15 protein-coding genes and 1 tRNA gene are annotated in these 17,485 nt (G+C 41.7%); 8 read left to right on the forward strand and 8 right to left on the reverse strand.

Going from position 1 to position 17,485, the window contains the following annotated elements:
• Positions 1 to 99 precede the first annotated feature (99 nt).
• Both V7K53_RS12370 and V7K53_RS12375 read left to right on the forward strand, forming a co-directional pair.
• Complete coding sequence (locus tag V7K53_RS12370; protein WP_335197798.1) at positions 100 to 1,098, forward strand: glycosyltransferase family 2 protein; 999 nt, start codon at positions 100 to 102, stop codon at positions 1,096 to 1,098.
• A 390-nt stretch (positions 1,099 to 1,488) separates the two neighbouring features.
• Entirely contained in the window at positions 1,489 to 3,042 is a 1,554-nt protein-coding gene (locus tag V7K53_RS12375; RefSeq protein ID WP_335197800.1) for a serine/threonine-protein kinase, read from the forward strand.
• Positions 3,043 to 3,496: 454 nt separating this feature from the next.
• Here V7K53_RS12375 and V7K53_RS12380 read toward each other — a convergent pair whose 3' ends face one another.
• The 6 genes from V7K53_RS12380 to V7K53_RS12405 all read right to left on the reverse strand — a co-directional run bounded on the left by V7K53_RS12380 (position 3,497) and on the right by V7K53_RS12405 (position 9,460).
• Complete coding sequence (locus V7K53_RS12380; RefSeq protein ID WP_094348015.1) at positions 3,497 to 3,694, reverse strand: NblA/ycf18 family protein; 198 nt, start codon at positions 3,692 to 3,694, stop codon at positions 3,497 to 3,499.
• Positions 3,695 to 4,406: 712 nt separating this feature from the next.
• Positions 4,407 to 5,144 (reverse strand): Stp1/IreP family PP2C-type Ser/Thr phosphatase, encoded by a 738-nt coding sequence (locus V7K53_RS12385; RefSeq protein WP_099101680.1) that lies wholly within the window; start codon positions 5,142 to 5,144, stop codon positions 4,407 to 4,409.
• Positions 5,145 to 5,160: 16 nt separating this feature from the next.
• Positions 5,161 to 6,846, reverse strand: a complete 1,686-nt coding sequence (locus V7K53_RS12390; RefSeq protein ID WP_335197801.1) for an ABC1 kinase family protein — start codon at positions 6,844 to 6,846, stop codon at positions 5,161 to 5,163.
• Between the two features lie 210 nt (positions 6,847 to 7,056).
• Positions 7,057 to 7,383: a DUF6825 family protein gene (locus V7K53_RS12395; RefSeq protein ID WP_334928773.1), complete on the reverse strand. Its 327-nt coding sequence runs from the start codon at positions 7,381 to 7,383 to the stop codon at positions 7,057 to 7,059.
• 96 nt (positions 7,384 to 7,479) lie between these two features.
• A complete protein-coding gene (gene abc-f / locus V7K53_RS12400; RefSeq protein WP_335197802.1) occupies positions 7,480 to 9,093 on the reverse strand; it encodes a ribosomal protection-like ABC-F family protein in 1,614 nt (537 codons plus the stop codon).
• A gap of 241 nt (positions 9,094 to 9,334) precedes the next feature.
• On the reverse strand, positions 9,335 to 9,460 hold the full coding sequence (locus V7K53_RS12405; protein WP_335197803.1) for a hypothetical protein: 126 nt from the start codon (positions 9,458 to 9,460) through the stop codon (positions 9,335 to 9,337).
• Between the two features lie 66 nt (positions 9,461 to 9,526).
• Between V7K53_RS12405 and V7K53_RS12410 the strand changes: the two genes are divergently transcribed.
• Positions 9,527 to 10,270: a Uma2 family endonuclease gene (locus tag V7K53_RS12410; protein ID WP_335197804.1), complete on the forward strand. Its 744-nt coding sequence runs from the start codon at positions 9,527 to 9,529 to the stop codon at positions 10,268 to 10,270.
• A 12-nt stretch (positions 10,271 to 10,282) separates the two neighbouring features.
• Here V7K53_RS12410 and V7K53_RS12415 read toward each other — a convergent pair whose 3' ends face one another.
• Entirely contained in the window at positions 10,283 to 12,994 is a 2,712-nt protein-coding gene (locus V7K53_RS12415; RefSeq protein ID WP_335197805.1) for a CBS domain-containing protein, read from the reverse strand.
• Positions 12,995 to 13,144: 150 nt separating this feature from the next.
• On the opposite strand from V7K53_RS12415, the gene psbZ reads away from it, so the two are divergent.
• The 5 genes from psbZ to V7K53_RS12440 all read left to right on the forward strand — a co-directional run bounded on the left by psbZ (position 13,145) and on the right by V7K53_RS12440 (position 16,642).
• Positions 13,145 to 13,333 carry a photosystem II reaction center protein PsbZ gene (psbZ, locus tag V7K53_RS12420; protein ID WP_289799468.1) on the forward strand — a complete coding sequence of 63 codons (189 nt, stop codon included), beginning with the start codon at positions 13,145 to 13,147 and terminating at the stop codon, positions 13,331 to 13,333.
• A gap of 192 nt (positions 13,334 to 13,525) precedes the next feature.
• Positions 13,526 to 14,104 (forward strand): 6,7-dimethyl-8-ribityllumazine synthase, encoded by a 579-nt coding sequence (ribH, locus tag V7K53_RS12425; RefSeq protein ID WP_099103015.1) that lies wholly within the window; start codon positions 13,526 to 13,528, stop codon positions 14,102 to 14,104.
• 121 nt (positions 14,105 to 14,225) lie between these two features.
• Positions 14,226 to 14,297 (forward strand) — tRNA-Gly (locus V7K53_RS12430).
• Between the two features lie 670 nt (positions 14,298 to 14,967).
• Complete coding sequence (locus V7K53_RS12435) at positions 14,968 to 15,375, forward strand: hypothetical protein (protein ID WP_094348002.1); 408 nt, start codon at positions 14,968 to 14,970, stop codon at positions 15,373 to 15,375.
• 4 nt (positions 15,376 to 15,379) lie between these two features.
• Positions 15,380 to 16,642, forward strand: a complete 1,263-nt coding sequence (locus V7K53_RS12440; protein ID WP_335197807.1) for a glutamate-5-semialdehyde dehydrogenase — start codon at positions 15,380 to 15,382, stop codon at positions 16,640 to 16,642.
• Positions 16,643 to 16,710: 68 nt separating this feature from the next.
• Here V7K53_RS12440 and V7K53_RS12445 read toward each other — a convergent pair whose 3' ends face one another.
• A complete protein-coding gene (locus tag V7K53_RS12445; protein ID WP_335197808.1) occupies positions 16,711 to 17,454 on the reverse strand; it encodes a WD40 repeat domain-containing protein in 744 nt (247 codons plus the stop codon).
• Between the last annotated feature and the right edge of the window lie 31 nt (positions 17,455 to 17,485).

Here is a 17,485-nt window from a genome sequence, read left to right on the forward strand (position 1 = left end):
TCTTACCGACCTACTGAGTTGTATAGTAAAAAAGAAACGATCAAATTATGGTCAGGATTTTAGTATTTTACCTAACCATGTAGTCAGGAGTTCAGTTTCGTGAATCCTAAAGTCTCCGTTATTATACCTGCTTACAATACTGAAACTTATATTGGGAAGGCAATCAAGTCAGCTTTAAAACAAACACTCACTGACATTGAAGTTATCATAGTCGATGATCGCTCAAGTGATAAAACTGTAGAAGTCGCTAAAAGTTTCACCGATCAACGTCTCAAAGTGATAGTTAATCAGCAAAATCTTGGAGCGGCAGCGGCACGTAATCGCGCCTTCAGAGCAGCCCAAGGAGAATGGATTGCTGTACTTGATTCAGATGATTGGTATGCTCCCGAAAGATTGGAAAAGCTTGTATCTCTGGCAAATAAAACAAATGCAGACATGATTGCTGATGATGTTTATTTGATCAAAGACGGAACAACATCTCCTTGGAGTACATTGATTCAAGAAAGTGGAGAACGTATAGATAAAATCTTCCAAATTGATATCGTTTATTTTGTAGAAACTGATGTCTATGGGCAACCAGGGTTGCATCTTGGCTTAAGCAAGCCTCTATTCAAACGAGAATTCCTGATTAAGAACGGCATCGAGTACGATGAAGAAATTAGAATGGGTCAAGATTTTTGGATTGACATGAAATGCTTAATCAAAGGAGCTAGGTTTTTTCTTGAGCCACAACCCTATTATTTCTACCGTTCACGCTCTGGTTCTCTTGTATATCAAAGCCAATTACCACGTCTAAATCAATACTGCAAAGCTACTACTTATTTCATGCAACAAGACATTGTAAAAAAGAATCCTACTCTAATGCGTGCTCTATCTTATAATCTCTCAGTCTATAAGAAAAATCTAGCTTATCTTCAAGTTGTAGAACCTATAAAACAAAGAAAATGGTTAACAGCATTTACAGAAATCAGGAAATATCCGGGTTTCTTTTATGATTTTATGTCCCGATTTAATAGTATTGTCGAACGTCGAATTCAATACTATGTGATGAATAATAAATCAATTTTTGATATTTATCCTAACCAACAGAGAAAATGAAAAACTACTACTTAGACTATTACAGTTTTATCAATAACAAATGCATCTTTATATAGTAATAATTAGCTGAAAGGTTAAAAGGATTGTTAGGTAATCAGAAAATGTTTTAAAAGTATTGGGCGAATATAATTCGCTATTACACAAACAAAGCCTACCTCCGTGGACTAATGCGAATTTAAGGGTTTGTTAACCTACAAAGGCAGGTAAGGTTTCGTGTAGCCAAAACGGGTGCTGTCTTCTCCCAACACAAAGCAACATCTCGTAGGGAAGAGGAGATGCCAAGAATGATAGCGCATTAGTCAAAATTGGGCAAACTAAAACTACACCACAATTTTTGAATGCACTTGTCCTCCCAAACATTTACAACCTGCTTTTGGAGTCGAATTTTCTATGTCAGACCCCAACATTGGTCGCTTACTCAGCAAACGCTACCAACTCCAAGAGTTAATCGGTACTGGAGCAATGGGTCGGGTTTATCGTGCTAAAGATACATTGTTGGGAGGTGTACCTGTTGCGGTTAAGTTTCTGGCTCTATCAATCCAAAATGAAAAGATGCGATTGCAAGATCGCTTTGAGCGAGAAGCAAAAACCTGTGCTTTACTAGGGCAAAAAAGTATCCATATTGTCCGAGTTATGGACTATGGCGTAGATGACAATAACACCCCGTTCTACGTCATGGAATACTTACAAGGACAAAGCCTGAACAATATTATTCGCAAGCAACGATTACCTTTACCAAGATTCCTCAGTATGGCGCGTCAACTCAGCCTGGGGTTACAGTGCGCCCATGATGGCATCCCGGTTGATGGCACTATTTGCCCAATTATCCATCGCGATGTCAAGCCAAGCAATATGCTGGTGATTCAAGATCCCAGTTTTGGAGAATTGGTCAAAGTTCTAGATTTTGGTATTGCTAAGTTATTACAGTCAGATGGCGACCATACAAAATTCTATTTGGGTACATTGGCTTATTCTTCTCCCGAACAGATGGAGGGTAAGGAATTAGACAACCGTGCTGATATTTATAGTTTGGGCGTCATGATGTTTGAGATGCTTACAGGCAAAATGCCACTGGTGGCACCAACTCACTCTTTTGGTGCGTGGTATAAAACACATCACTATCAAAAACCACGTTCTTTTGCTGAGGCTGCGCCTGGATTAGAACTACCAAAAGAAATTGAAAATTTGGTGATGAGTTGTCTAGCTAAAAGAGCAGGCGATCGCCCCCAAAGTATTACTGAAATCCTCAGAGTTTTAGCATCTTTAGAAAAGCCTGAGCATACACGCAAAATTCAGCAAGCCAGCCATTCTCTGGTTCCTACTACTACCGCTAGCACTGAGCTTGAACAAAAGACCAAAGCCGATTTGCGGGTATCCTGGTCAAACGATGAAATCGCTCGTGCCATTTCCTGGCCCAAAAATAAACCAATTGCCGATATTGTGTTTCCTCAGCCCATTCAGACTAATGGGGAGATTTTACCAGCTTTGTGGGTGATGCTACCGCAAGAGGAAATTCAAAAACGCTTACTCTGTACACGCTATAACCAATTTCTGTTCATCTCTATCCCCCATCCTATGCTGCTATGGATTACTGTCATCTACAATCGCAAGCATGGCGCTAAATGGTTGCCTTATTACCTCGATCTCAAAACCAGCCTTGGTCAAGAAATGGCTCGGTTACTACAGCAAACAGGTTACTACCGCCTCTTATTCTTTGCACGAGAAGCACCAAATAGCTGTACCCACATCTTATTTTCCAGCGTCGCTTCTGCCCAGCGGCAACGACTGCAAGAGTGGGTCGCAATGAGCAATACGTTGATTTCCTCTGCCGACCCGCAAATTAGTAAAAGTTTGCTCAAAAACGAGTACGAAAAGATTAAGCCTCAAATTATAACAAAACTGGAAAGTATTGATACAGATTCTCCATACGATCTTTCCAGCTAGGCATAATTTCTTTATGTTACGTGTTTTATAGGTGGTCGCTCCAAGAATGTAACGTTTTATAAACAAAAGATATATAAAGATGTAACTTCTAGTTATATGTATAAAGAGTGAAATCACCAGTTGCTAAAGCAGTGGTATCCAAATTATCTCTAAATCTTCCTGTGCAAATATTCCAGTGGATTGTTAATTTATGCAGGTGTGATTCCCCCGCTAGACGAAACAACAAGAAGTTTGGCTAAAGCAAACAACAGATTTAGCCTGCAATTCTAAAGTTAGTCTAGACTCCAGCAGATATGCCGTAGACAATGTTTACTCATTCTTGGTTAATTTCGTGAATTAAACTTTTGCGTCATCTTGTGCAATTATCGAAGTTGACGCCCCGACATCCCCAGCTCTTTTCCTCCTTGGAACCAAGCAAGAGAAGGAGGTCGCCCACTGCGACATTAGAACGACTCTATGCCATAGTGGAACCTGAATCTAAGCCCCACTGATGCTTCAGAAGCTCTTGATAAGTTGCCTCGCGCACGACCATTTGCTCATAGAGCTTGACTAAAAAGTCTTTAGCTTGCTCGTGGCTCATATTTTGCACCTGAGTCGAAAATGAGCAGATGCTGAATTGCTGTTCCAAGGATAGTTTCATTGGTTGATTCATAGTTACTCCGAAAAAACAACGCGTAAAGGTGATATCGCTCACAGAAGTCCAAATGGGATAATATTTGGACTTATATCTGTCCAACATTTGTTCCTCCGTATTACGAAAGATAACAATTGTTTGACAGATTGCCCACATCCAAAGTGTGGACTTTTTCTGCTCTGATATCTTGCACCTAATCCTACTGATATACCACCCAAGTCAGCTGAACCATATTCCGGAAAATAAGCTCTATTTGGTCTTAGATAGGTATAACTACCTCCCTCATTCCTTTCTGCTTTGCACGAATCTCCTTTAAAGAAAATATTTGGTGCTATGCAAAACCCGTCTTAGTCTTTGTGTTTAAAAAGCCTAAGATGTTGTCTCCCCAAGCGTGGAAGAAGCTTCGGAGGACAGAAATTTTAAGGAGGTTGGGGAATTAATGGTAATAAGCGTGAATTATAGTCGCTTTACCTTATTACGTGCAAGATGTCAATTTACCAATTTATACAAATTTAGCCTCTTTGGGTGATTTTAGAGGCTAAAAATATTTGTATCAAATTGTAAAAAGGAAAAATGCTCACGCTGAACAAATTACTGAGTATATTTACCAGATTTGTCCTTTGTCCTACCCTGCGGGTACTCCTTCGGAGAACTCGTAGAGTAGCCGCTGGCGCGTCTATGTCCTTAGTCATTTGTTTAAAGTTACTAAGCATCGACTAATGACTAATGATTAATGACTATTTTCTTCAAGCGAGACGATGACAACTGTGATGTTATCGTGCCCTCCATGCTCTTTGGCAGCCTCAACAAGAGAGATGGCGGCTTTATCAAGCCAAGGACTATCTTGGAGGCAGTTAGCAATCTTCTGCTCGACAAGTTCTTCTGTAAGACCATCACTACATAACAGCAAGCGATCGCCAACTTTTACATCTAGTGGTTGCACATCAATTTGATGCAAGTCTTCGCGCCCCAAACAACGCGATAATACATGGCGAAAAGGATGTAATCGTGCTTCATCTAAGGTGATGTCACCAATTTTGATTGCTCGTGCTACCCAAGTGTGGTCTTCCGTCACCTGTTCTAAGTGCGACTCGCGGAAGCGATACAGCCGTGAATCGCCAACATGAGCGCACCAAGGCGACTCTGGAGAGCGAAAAATCACTGCAACAACAGTTGTCCCCATATCGGCGCGTTCGGGATGATTTTGCTGATCCTGCAAAATCGCTTCATTGGCACCCCACAAAGCTTGCTCTAGCAACTCTTGAGAAGATTTAGAAGTTTCCCAATTGGCTACCAAATACGCCTGAATTTCTCCAGTGGCAATCCGACTTGCCTCTTCACCGCCGGCATGACCACCCATACCATCAGCAACAACGAAAAATCGTCCTTCTGGGTCTATATAGTAAGCATCCTGATTATTAGAACGAATAAGTCCCGGATCGCTAAAACCCGTGAAATTAAGTTTCATAATTTTTTTGCAACAATTAATACGTGCGATCGTAACGGTCGAGGCGTAAAAGTAATCGGATCATGATCGCTGAAAGCGCCGCTGCAATTAAACCAGGCAGCAGTGCTAACCATACATAATCCTTAACCACTAAAATAGTAGCTGAAAGCGTGAAACCGCTGATTAACAGAGCATAGCTTATTGAGAGCTGAATACTGCTCTGTCGCCGCAGCAGGCGTTCGGTTTCTATAGACCGAACGCGCAAGCGCATATCTCCCTGCTCTAGCTTCTCTAATGTATCCTCTAATCTACGTGGTAGACCAAAGGCGGTACTACTTACCTGAGCTGCTTGGCGACTTAATTCGTTAAGAAAGCTATTCCCCTCTGAACCATTCATATCGGTCATAAGTTGCATTGCATACGGTTTGGCAACTTCCATAAAGTTAAACTCTGGATCTAAGCCTTTGCCTACCCCTTCTAGGGTAGAAAAGGCTCGCATCACGAAAGTGAAAGTTGCTGGAAATCTAAATGGCTGATTATAAGCTATTTCGTAAAGGTCGTCACTGATTGCCGCGACTGATTGATTTTCAAAGGGCTTATCCATAAAATGATCCAACATATACTGGACGGAACGCCGTACTGGGCCCATATCATCAGTTGGGGCGATCGCGCCTAAATCGATCAGAGATTGCACAACGCGATCGCCATCTTTTTGGGCAATACCAAATAGTGTTTGCATCAATCCTTCGCGGATGTTGGACTTAATCTGCCCCATCATGCCGAAATCATAGAATATCAAAGCACCATTTGCACTAACGGCAATATTGCCTGGGTGAGGATCGGCGTGGAAAAAGCCATTATTGAGTAATTGTAGTAAGTAGGCTTGAGCGCCTTGACGAGCGATCGCTTTTCGATCTAAACCTGCTGCTTCTAAAGCTTCGTATTGACTAATTTTAATTCCAGGGAGATATTCTAAAGTCAGTACTCTAGAAGTGGCGTAACGCCAGTATATTCTGGGGACGTTCACCCAATCGTAGCCGCGAAAGTTCCGGCGAAAAGTATCGGCGTTACGACCTTCGTTAAGATAATCAATTTCTTCCCAAAGAATGCGACAACATTCTTCGTAAATACCCAACCAATCACGTCCCCGTCCCCATTGGGGATGGTTTTGAAAGTAGCGGGTAATTCCTTTGAGAATCTGTAAATCTATTTCAAATAACTTTTTTAGTCCAGGACGTTGTACCTTGACAACAACTGATTCTCCAGTATGTAGTACAGCTTTGTGTACTTGCCCCAAGCTAGCAGCAGCTAAAGGAATAGGTTCAAAATTATGGAAGAGTTCAGGAATTTTCTTGCCTAGTTCTTTCTCAACGATCGCTTCTACTTGCTCATAACTAAATGCGGGTACTTTGTCTTGTAATTTGGCTAGTTCTTCTACATATTCACCAGGGAATATATCAGCACGGGTAGAAAACAGTTGCCCAACTTTGATGAAGGTTGGTCCTAAATCCAATAGAGTATTGCGAATCCAAACTGCTTGGATTTTGCGTCTTGCAGCTTGCTTTACATCAGTCACACCACCTGGATAACTCCAAGATTTGTTGTATAGCCAAAGTTTGAACAATAAGGTCAAGACAAAAGACCAAATGTCCACAAAACGCCGTTTGCTAGAGTATTTTTCCCGATTCCAACGGTATGCCTTCTCTGAATAACCTTGTTCCATATACTTTGTTTACCGTTGGTTTGCGACCGAATCACTTGGAAGAAAAGACACTCTGATTCCTAAACTGTTTTTTTCTTAAATGTCCTTTGTCATTTGTCATTTGTCTTACCCTGCGGGTACTCCTTCGGATAACTCGTAGAGTAGCCGCTGGCACGTCTATGTCATTCGTGCATAATTCATAATTTTTGACTAATGACTAATGACTAAAATTTATGCAGAAGTTCGGCGATAATGTTGCAATTCTGTTCGTAACAGGGCAATTTCTGCTCTTAATTCGTCAATATCTGCTTGTAAGTCACCGGAATCAGAACTGGCTTGCCCAGTACTTGCAGTAGCTTGACCAGCATTAGCTGATTCTGCTGCCCGATTTGCCCGCTCTAGGACTTCTTCTGTAAACTGGCGCAGCTGCTCTCTAGCTTCTGCATCAAATTTGCCCAGATCGCTCAAAGCATCGGTCAAGGCGACCTCTAAACGCTCATTAACTACTTCTGCTACCGCTCTGCCTACGAAAAAGGCTTGCACAAGGGGATTACTCATAAATTTTTGTTACGTTGCACCGCAAGAGAATTATAACTTGCCTGTATGCTTTGCGGCTTCTATTGTTGAGCTAGAAATTTACATGAGGCGATCGCTTTATCGATCGCATTCCAGCAACTCTCGATAATATTGCTCTGGTGTACTCGGTAAATAAGTTGTCATTTGCAAAGTTTGTTCCCTCAATTTGAAACCTTGGGTAATGTTAATCCGGCTGAGGAAATCGATATCGTGGGAAATTACCCAAAGCGTTCCTTGGTAATCATTGATACCTGCTATTATTTGTTCAACAGTTTCAATATCCAGGTTATTAGTTGGCTCATCGAGAATCAGTAGATCGATTTCTGAGATACTAATCATAGCAATCGCTAATCTTGCTAACTCACCCCCACTTAATACAGAGACGCTTTTGTGAACGTCATCATATTTAAAGAGGAAGTGCCCCAACTGTTGACGCAAAAGCTGATAGCTGAGATCGGGATTGGCAGCTTGCATATTTTCCAGAATTGTGTATTGTCGATTTACCAATTCGTAGGTTTGATCGAGATATACAGCTTTCATGGCTGGTGTGAGCAAAACCTCACCTGATTCTAAAACCGCTGTTTGGTTTTCCATTCCCAAAATTGCCTTTACCAGACTTGATTTACCAGAACCGTTTGCGCCGATAATGGCTATGCGATCGCCAGATGATATATGTAGTTGAATATTTTGAATCAATAGACGCTTTGATATCCTAAGATTTGCACCCTGGATATTAATTAGATTTCGGCGCTTGTGATTTTTTTCTTCTAGCTGAATACTCGTTACTTTCGTTGTTTTGACTTTCGTCTCTGCAACTTTTTGATTAGCCTTTGCTACTGCTGCTTCATGTTTCTTTTTCGCAGTTCCGCTAGACACCTCAGCTTTGGTTTTAATCAGTCCTGCTGCCATTCTATCAATACTACCATTCAGAAACTTGGCGCGACCGTTGCGACTAGATTGGGCTGCGCGTTGCTGTTCTTGCATCGCTGTGGCTTGAGTACGTTTGAGTTCCTTTCTGGCGGATTCGTGCGATCGCAATGCTGCTTCTAACTCTATTCCTTTCTGTTCTCGATAGTACGAGAAATTACCGCCATATATTTTCAAGCCAACAGGTGTAAATTCCCAGGTAACTTCTGTTACTTGGTCTAAGAAAAAAGGTTTATGAGAGACAATTACATACGCACCTGTGAAATTCAAAAGAAAGTGTCTTAAGCTTTCTAATGCTTGCAAATCCATGTGATTAGTTGGCTCATCGAGCAATAATAAGTTTGGCTCTTGAGCTAAACCAATTGCCAAAAACAGTTTAGTAAGTTCTCCACCACTCAAGTTAACAATTGGTAAATATAAGTCAATTATTGTGTGAAATTGTGTTTGCAAAATATCCTCAATTTTCCACCATTCATCAGAGATACAACTCAAAAAATTAAGTACTGTATCTGCTGTAATTTTTTGCCTGATAGTGCTGATTTGTGGCAAATAGTAGACAATACCATTACACCAAACTGAACCTGTATATCGATTAATTTGACCTGCAAGTATCTTGAAAAGGGTTGATTTTCCTACCCCGTTACGACCGACTAAAGCAATGCGATCGCCTGCGTCGATATTCACATGAACTCCTTGAAACAAAGTTCTATGTACGCTGAAATCATAGGCTAAGTTCTCAGCTAACAATATTGATTTTTTCGGCATTATTCTCAAACCTCAATTCCCCAACTTCCACCCGCGTGTTTCCAAAAATTACGGGTAGATTAGACACAAAAAAACTCAGACACAGACACTCGTCAAGCGGTTCTATGTATATAAGAGTGGTGACAATATTTTTAGTACATGACTATGTGAAGTAACCCTGTCAAACTAGTTGCGTTTATTCTTCGTTGACATTTGTTGCTTTAGTGCAACAGGTGTTTGGTACTACTTCATTTGTGCTATCTCATTGGAGTTGTGATGAGGTTTGATATTGACTACAGTGTAGCACTAAGGTATTTCGGAAAGCGAGGATGCGATCGCCTGTTTTTGCCAAGCGGCAATGTAGCGCGGTAAGCGATAGCAATACCATCAGATCGCTCGCTAACTACGACAGTGGTAAAATAATTTAATAACTACTTGATGCCGTATCCATTCTATGACCATTGCTCAAGAATTAGATTTTCAAGAGGGCATCTGCCAAGATGTTATATTTCCCCCTGGTGATTTATATAGTGACGAACCTCCCTTGGAAAGCGAACTGCATTTACGGCAAATAATCCTACTTTTAACATGTCTGGAATGGTTGTGGCGAGATAGAAATGATTTTTATGCGGCGGGAAATCTGACTATCTACTATAGTCTGCACCAACGCAAATCAGAATACTTCCGAGGACCAGACTTTTTTGTTGTACTGGGAACTGAATGTAAAACCCGTAAAAGCTGGGTAGTTTGGGAAGAAGATGGCAAATATCCGAATGTAATTCTAGAAATTTTGTCCAACTCAACAGCTAATACTGATAAAGGTTTAAAGAAGACAATTTATCAAGATACCTTCCGTACACCCGATTATTTTTGGTTTGACCTTTACACACAAGAATTTGCGGGATTTCATTTAGTAGATGGAGAATATCAACCTCTACAAGTAACTGAACAAGGATATTTGTGGAGTCATCAGCTAGGTTTATATTTGGGAGTTTATGAAGGTTTATTGCGATTTTTTACACGAGATGGGCAACTAGTACCAACACCGGAAGAAACGGTAGAACAGGTACAGGAAAAAGCTGAACAAGCCGAACAAAAAGCTGAACAGTTACAACAACAAGCAGAACAAGCCGAACAAAAGGCTGAACGTTTAGCAGCAAAACTGCGGGAGTTAAATATCGATCCAGATACAATTTAGACCAGAGCTATTTCATTTAGGATAGTGTTGCGCTAAAAATTCCTCAGCTTCAGTCTTGTCTGTAATTACTCCATCCAAGGTAGCAGCAAGTATATCATCTAACATTTGTCGATATTGAGGCCCTGGTTTATAATCCAGTTTCTTTAAATCATTGCCATTCAGTAGTGGCTGCACATTAGCCCAAACAGTTAAATATTCCCAAATCTGATGTCTAAGCGATCGCGGACTTTGCAAAGCGATTAAAATCAGCATTGGTAAATCATACTCTCGCAACAACTGCATTATTTGACTAGGACTTTGACATTTAGGTAAAGATTCCACTACCTCAGCTTGGGCACAAGCCAAGTTTTGCAAGCGTTCAATACCATCTTCTTGCAATTGTAGATTTTTTGCTACTTTCGCCCGATATTGTGGTGCTAGATGGGCAATTAACGCTTCTAAACGCATTTCCCAATTAATCAGGGTTGGGTGCGAGTCAAATCGCCGCAAACAGCTTTCTAACAAACGTAATTTTCGCAGGAGTTCTGCGTCTAGCTTTAGGCTAGGATGGATGCATTGCAATGCCCCTAAGTTATCGAGCAACTGTAAAGCTGATTTCCAGTAGGGAGCTTCTAGGATGTGTTTTAGTTCTGTTTTCAGTCGAGTTTGCAGAGCTGGAGTTCTGCTATTCTCTTGAGCAGTGCGATCGTAAACACCACTGTTGATGGCATAGCGGATAAACTCTTCAGTTTGCGGTTCTATCTCAAATCCGAAGCGCACGGCAAAGCGCACGCCACGAAAAATGCGGGTGGGGTCTTCAATAAAGCTATTGGCGTGCAAAACCCGAATTTGCCTAGCTTGTAAATCTAGTAAACCGCCAAAAAAATCGAGTAACTCACCAGTACGAGGAGAAGTCAGGCGCAAGGCGAGGGCGTTAATGGTAAAATCTCGGCGATACAAATCTTGACGAATGGAACTCGCCTCAACTTCTGGATTTGCGGCTGGATAAGGATAGAATTCTGTTCTAGCAGTAGCAATATCTACCCATAGAGAATCTAATTCTGGGTCTTTGTGCCACAACAAAGCCGCAGTTTGAAAAGCCCCGTGGATTTCTAAGCGAGCCATAGGGTAAAGTTGTCGGAGTGCCTTGGCTAATTCCACACCAGCACCGACATCTGCTGATTTATGAAAGCCATCAACTACAAGATCGATATCTTTAATCATCAAAGTGCCCGCGACTGCTTCTGTTAATAGCAAATCCCGCACCGCACCGCCCACTAGATAAAGATGCCAACCCCGTTTTTCTGCCTCTTGCGATGCTGTAGCAAGTAATTGCCACAGTTGCGTCGCAAGACGGTTTTGCAATTCAGTCCTGAGAGGAATTTTAAATTTTGAATTTTGAATTTTGAATTTTTGCTCTCCCTCTTGCTCTTCATCCCATTCTTGATGTAATTCCCGCAAGACATCAGTACGGGTGACAATGCCCATTAACTGCTCATTTTCCAATACTGGTAAGCGTCCGATATCATAAGTCACCATCACCGACTCAATTTGTGGCAATGTCGTATCTGGTGTAATCGTTTTGAGATTCTTGGTCATGTAGCCCTTGACTGGGGCATGACTAAACCCGTGGTGTAAGGCGATATCAATATCCCGCCGCGAAATAATACCTACTAGTTGCCCTTGAGTATCAACTACGAACAAACCAGAGTGTCCATAGCGTAATAAAATGCGCTGGGCTTCGGCAATTGTGGTTTCAGGCAGAATCGTGCGGACAGGAGAAGACATCAAATCCCTAGCAGTGAGGGGATGGGGAATTTGTGCTTTTATCCCGTCAAGAAGTTGTTTTAATATCGCCTGCGAATCAACTCCCCTTAGATTTAGCGATGCGGCTTGCGAATGACCGCCACCGCCCAAGAGTTGGAATAATAGGTTAAGATTCGTTTTGGGAATTTGCGATCGCCCAATTACAGTTAAGCGTGAATCCTCTTCACCTAAAGGATACTCATTAGCCAGCAGTAGAGCATCAATTTCAGTTAATTCTACAAGTTCCGATGCTAGACTCGACAGCCCCGGCACAAAACTATCTGTTTTCAGAGTTACCCAAGCAACCGTATATCCATGTAGATAGAGATATTCTAAACTTTCCAGAGATTCAGTTAATAGCTGCTGCAATTGCGGAGATAATCCGGGGTCACGGTAGGTGGAAATTACTGATAAACTAGCCCCTTGTTGCATCAACCAAGCCAAAGCTAGGGCATCCCGTGCTGTGGACTGGTCATATGTCAAAGAGCCAGTGTCAACGTGGATACCCAAAGCCATCACAGTTGCTTCGGCAGAAGTCAAGGAAATTTCCTGTTGTTCCAATTGTTCAACGATTAAAGTTGTGGTGGCTCCTACTGAGTCAATATGCGATCGCGTGGCGGGAATATCTGATTCTTGCCCTAAGTGATGGTCATAAACTATAATCTCTTTTAGATTAGGTAAATCTAACCACTCAGCAGCCTTACCCAAGCGATCGCGCTGTTGTGTATCCACCACAGTTAAAGAGCGAATTTTTTCTGGATTCACCGAACGGCGTTCAATCAGCGGATATTCATCCCGATGCAATGCTAAAAAATCCCGTACAGGAGGATGAGATCCGCTAGTTAGCACAATCTTGCTTCCCGATAGTAGGCGCGTTAACCCTACTGCTGCTCCTAGTGCGTCAAAATCTGCTGTTGTGTGGCAAAGAATTAAATCCATAGTTAAGAGTCATTAATCACTTGTACTTAGACAAAGGACAAATGATAAAAATGTTGCAATTTCTGCTAGCTTAAAAATAATAAGAAAGTGTCAGTGTCGCCCTTTAGGATATTCTATCTTTAGTATTTCACAGTATTGGGAGAAGTAAAAATGACCATAATATTCCAATTTGCCTTGATAGGTCTAGTCTTGTTATCTTTTGTCCTAGTTGTGGGCGTTCCGGTTGCTTACGCCACTCCCCAAAATTGGGGTGAATCTAAAAAACTGCTCTGGGTTGGTTCTGGGGTCTGGATTGCTTTGGTGTTTTTAGTTGGTTTGTTAAACTTTTTTGTCGTGTAGGCGACGGCTTCGCTCTGGCGCAGGCACATAATATAAGAACTAGAGGGGCAGAAAAGCCAAGGTCAAAGGTTAAGGGAAACAAAGGATTTTTTCTTTTTCCTACTAACTTCATTTTGACCGCGCTTTCCTGCTCCTCTACATTTAAATAAGAAATGTATATTGGCCAGAAGTATAGTTGATAAAGAGGCAATCATGGCAGTTTTCGAGGGAACTTTTACCCAAACGGAGCCTTTGCGGTTTGCAGTGGTGATTGGTCGATTCAATGACCTCGTTACCGGAAAGCTGCTAGAGGGATGTCAAGATTGTTTAAAACGCCACGGTGTAGACCCTAATCCCCAAGGTAATCAAGTGGACTATGTTTGGGTTCCGGGAAGTTTTGAGGTACCTTTAGTAGCTCGCCAATTAGCACTTTCCCATCGTTATGATGCTGTAATTTGTCTTGGCGCAGTCATTCGAGGACAAACACCCCATTTTGATTACGTATCCTCAGAAGTTTCTAAAGGCATTGCCGCCGCTAGCTTTCAAACTGGAGTGCCAGTCATTTTTGGCATTTTGACAGTAGATACTATGCAGCAAGCCCTAGAACGGGCAGGCATAAAAGGTAATCATGGCTGGGATTACGCCCTGAATGCCTTAGAAATGGCTAGCCTGATGCGACAACTGCGTTCTAACCTAGCAGAGCCATATTCTCGTAATAGCCAGTCTCTGCCACCTTCTTTTCCAAGTGCCAGCGTTGGCAATTTAACTTTGGAGTCAGAAGAACTCGGCTAGTCTGTCATTAGTCATTTGTCCTTTGTTATTCACTAATGACGAATGATGAATGACTAATGACCAAATTTAAGGGGTTGACAATTACAGATAAATCTGAGATATTAATATTTGGGTGATGATCGCGGGTATAGCTCAGTGGTAGAGCGTCACCTTGCCAAGGTGAATGTCGCGCGTTCGAATCGCGTTACCCGCTTCCAACTAAAACCTCTTGAATTTGAAAATTCCAAGAGGTTTAGTGTTTTTAGGGTGCGTTGAAGTGTACGTAGATTAGCTCTGCACTCTTGTAAACTGCTCCGAATGTGGGGAGATAGGTCAAGATTAGCCAGAATCTATATATTTGGACAAAGATTTACACACTGTATTGTTAGCAATTCCCGCTTTGCAAACGATTGCGAACTCCAAGGAATAGAGATTGGACATAATGCCGATCTAACCTTGAGAACTGATAGTAATATATAGTGACCCAAAGGAAAATTAGCGGGTTTGTTGATGTGTGTTGTTTATGAGCGTAGCCTTCCCAAAGAATTTGCTTTAGAAGCGAATCGCCACCTATGTTTAAAATTGTACCAGGTGTGTCAGCATAATAAATCCCCAAAAACGCAACCACATTACCTTGAAAGCGACAGATGAAGAGAAGGAAATTTTTAAACAAGATCGCCAGCTATGGGGAAAGATTACAAATAGATAACTCTGTACTAATTTGGCAAATAGTATACTTAAAGTTAGCGGCATCTACTATTTTTAATCAGGGCAATGTTTGTATCGCCTTTCTATGTATATAAAGACAGAAGCCTCTAAGGTGTTTACCAAGGCATTATATTCTCGTAGTTCGTGTAAAACACGCCCAAGTTATTAGAACGCTTGTGCAATCTCAAAAACCCGAAAAAATCGATTTCAATACCGAATACCCCTGTCCCTGTCGTCGCCGGGGTCAGCTAATTCCGATTACGTTGACAGAAGCATTTGGTTGCGATCGCTGTCAGCAAATCTTTGTTGTAGAAGATAATGGTCATGTCTTAGAACAGCTTTCCACCACCTATCCCTACAAACGGGCTTGGCGTTGGATGGGAAATAGTTGGCATGTTGTCCATCCCCGCTTGGGAGAAAGCTATTTGCCTATAGCGCTGGGGATTATTTTCGTGCTAGTGATTATATGGCTGCCATTAGCACTGCGATTGGCAAATGGTTCCAGCATTATTGCTTGGGCAATGGTGGCGGTGCTATTGGCTATCTTACCAGCACTAATGGTCTGGCTTACCTACAGACGTTAACTCAATGACTGTTGAATTGTATGACTACCCCGAACCGATTACTAGTGCCCAACGAGCCTATCAAGCTTCCCTAAAGTTGGCGCTAACAAAAGGAGCAGACCGAAGTCGTGCAGTGTTGGCAATGGCAAAAGCGATTGAGCGCTCATTTGACGACATTCTAGAAGCCAATACCTTGGATTTAGAAGCCAGTCGGGAAATGGCGGTGCCTGAGTTGATATTGGACTGGCTGAAGCTGACTCCCACAAGGCTAGAGATGACAGTAGACATTTTAAAACGGTTGGGGGAATTATCAGATCCGCTGCGACGTGTTAGAACCGCTGATTATCAACTAGAAGATTCCCAAAGTTACACCCAGTTAATGCCTTTGGGAGTGATTGGATTTATTTATGAGGCGTTTCCCGATTTAGGGGCGATCGCAGCGGGTTTTTGTATCAAAACTGGCAATTGTATAATTCTCAAAGGCAGTACCGAAGCCAGCCATTCCAACGCCGCTATTGCTGAGGCACTGCAAAATGCGATCGCAGAAGTTGGTCTAGCTCCTGGCTGTCTAGAACTGATCACAGCAGAACATGGGGCTTCAGTTCGGGATCTAGTTACCCAAGACCAGTACGTGAATTTAGTGATTCCCTACGGACGTTCTAGCTTAGTGCAGCAGGTAGTCAGACAATCAACTTGCCCAGTTTTAAAGTCGGCAATGGGTAACTGTTACCTTTATTGGTCGCTGAATAGCAGCTTAGAAATGGTGCGCTGGATGATTCTTAATAGTCATCAGAGCGAACCCGATCAAGTTAATGCCATTGAAAAAGTACTAATTCATCGTCAAGCCTTGCCATCATCTTTAGCAGTTCTGTGGAACAGCTTGATGGAAAAAGGCTTTGAAATTAAAGGAGATGCAGAACTAGTACAAGCCTTTCCCCAGTTGCAGCTGGTAAAAGAAGGCGAATGGGGAAACCCTTATTTAACGAGGACAGTAGCTTTTAAACTAGTGGATAGCTTAGAGGCTGCGATCGCCTGGATTAATGAATACAGCAGTGGTCATGCTGACTCCATCGTGACTGAATCCTACCAGGAAAGTCGGCAGTTTGCTTTAGGAGTTAACAGTGCTTCTACTTACATCAATACTTCCCCGCGTTTTTCCCGCAACCCTTCGCGGGGGGATTCAGTATTTCTCGGTATGTCTAACCAAAAAGGTCATCGCCGGGGATTTATCAGCCTGGAAACATTGACCACCGTTAAGCACATTGTTCAGGGAAATGGTAGGTTTTAAATAATTCGTAATTTATACAGTATAATTCTGAATTTTAAAGTAAAACTATCTCAAATCACCGTGAAAAATTAAATTCCCCACACCTCAACGGTGCTGTCTCCACTCCAAACAAATAGTTTCTGTCCATCTGAGCTAATTGCAAGACCAGTAATTGATGATAAATGACTTGTGAGACTACAAAGTTCATGTCCTGTCCGAATATTCCACACTTTGATAATTCCATTTTCTCGACTACCACTAAGTAAAAAGCGTCGATCGCAATTGACAGTAATTACAGGCATATACCCTGAAAGACTTAAGGTGCAAATTAATTGTTGTGTTTGCCAATCCCATATTTTATACTTTTGGTCAAAGCCTTGTTCTTGAGTCACTAAAACTTGCGAATTTGAATAGATAAAATTATGACTCAGATCGGACATAGAAATATAGGAAATTATTCCTTTTACTTGTATACTCCACAATTCAAAAATTTCTCCGTCAACAGCATTTAAAAATGATTGACCATCTGGGCTAAAGGCAATATACCAAAACCAATCTGAGCGCCGATGTATAGTGAAGATTTTTTCTTTTGTTTTTAGATCCCACACTTCAGCATAATCATTACAATTCCAAAGTCCTAAAACGCGATTGTTAGCTGCGATCGCGATTTTATCAAATTCCTTCGTTGCTTCTGGCTGAAATGTGCATATTACTCGTTTTGTTTGTATATTCCACACTTGAATTATGTTGTCATAATTATAAGTAACTAAGGTTTGCAACTCTTGGTTTATATCTACACAAGCTATCTTACGAACTTCATCTGTATATCTCAATAGTAAAAAGATACTCAAAAAATAAATAGGG

The sequence above is a fragment of the Nostoc sp. genome (assembly GCF_036917355.1).
Lineage (GTDB): Bacteria > Cyanobacteriota > Cyanobacteriia > Cyanobacteriales > Nostocaceae > Nostoc.

What these genes read in the sequence shown, in the direction of transcription:
- psbZ (WP_289799468.1), top strand. Translation starts at nt 13,145, where the DNA reads ATGACCATAATATTCCAATTTGCCTTGATAGGTCTAGTCTTGTTATCT.
- V7K53_RS12380 (WP_094348015.1), bottom strand. Translation starts at nt 3,694, where the DNA reads ATGAATCAACCAATGAAACTATCCTTGGAACAGCAATTCAGCATCTGC.
- V7K53_RS12405 (WP_335197803.1), bottom strand. Translation starts at nt 9,460, where the DNA reads ATGGTATTGCTATCGCTTACCGCGCTACATTGCCGCTTGGCAAAAACA.
- V7K53_RS12440 (WP_335197807.1), top strand. Translation starts at nt 15,380, where the DNA reads ATGACTGTTGAATTGTATGACTACCCCGAACCGATTACTAGTGCCCAA.
- V7K53_RS12410 (WP_335197804.1), top strand. Translation starts at nt 9,527, where the DNA reads ATGACCATTGCTCAAGAATTAGATTTTCAAGAGGGCATCTGCCAAGAT.
- V7K53_RS12375 (WP_335197800.1), top strand. Translation starts at nt 1,489, where the DNA reads ATGTCAGACCCCAACATTGGTCGCTTACTCAGCAAACGCTACCAACTC.
- abc-f (WP_335197802.1), bottom strand. Translation starts at nt 9,093, where the DNA reads ATGCCGAAAAAATCAATATTGTTAGCTGAGAACTTAGCCTATGATTTC.
- V7K53_RS12390 (WP_335197801.1), bottom strand. Translation starts at nt 6,846, where the DNA reads ATGGAACAAGGTTATTCAGAGAAGGCATACCGTTGGAATCGGGAAAAA.
- V7K53_RS12415 (WP_335197805.1), bottom strand. Translation starts at nt 12,994, where the DNA reads ATGGATTTAATTCTTTGCCACACAACAGCAGATTTTGACGCACTAGGA.
- V7K53_RS12385 (WP_099101680.1), bottom strand. Translation starts at nt 5,144, where the DNA reads ATGAAACTTAATTTCACGGGTTTTAGCGATCCGGGACTTATTCGTTCT.
- V7K53_RS12395 (WP_334928773.1), bottom strand. Translation starts at nt 7,383, where the DNA reads ATGAGTAATCCCCTTGTGCAAGCCTTTTTCGTAGGCAGAGCGGTAGCA.
- ribH (WP_099103015.1), top strand. Translation starts at nt 13,526, where the DNA reads ATGGCAGTTTTCGAGGGAACTTTTACCCAAACGGAGCCTTTGCGGTTT.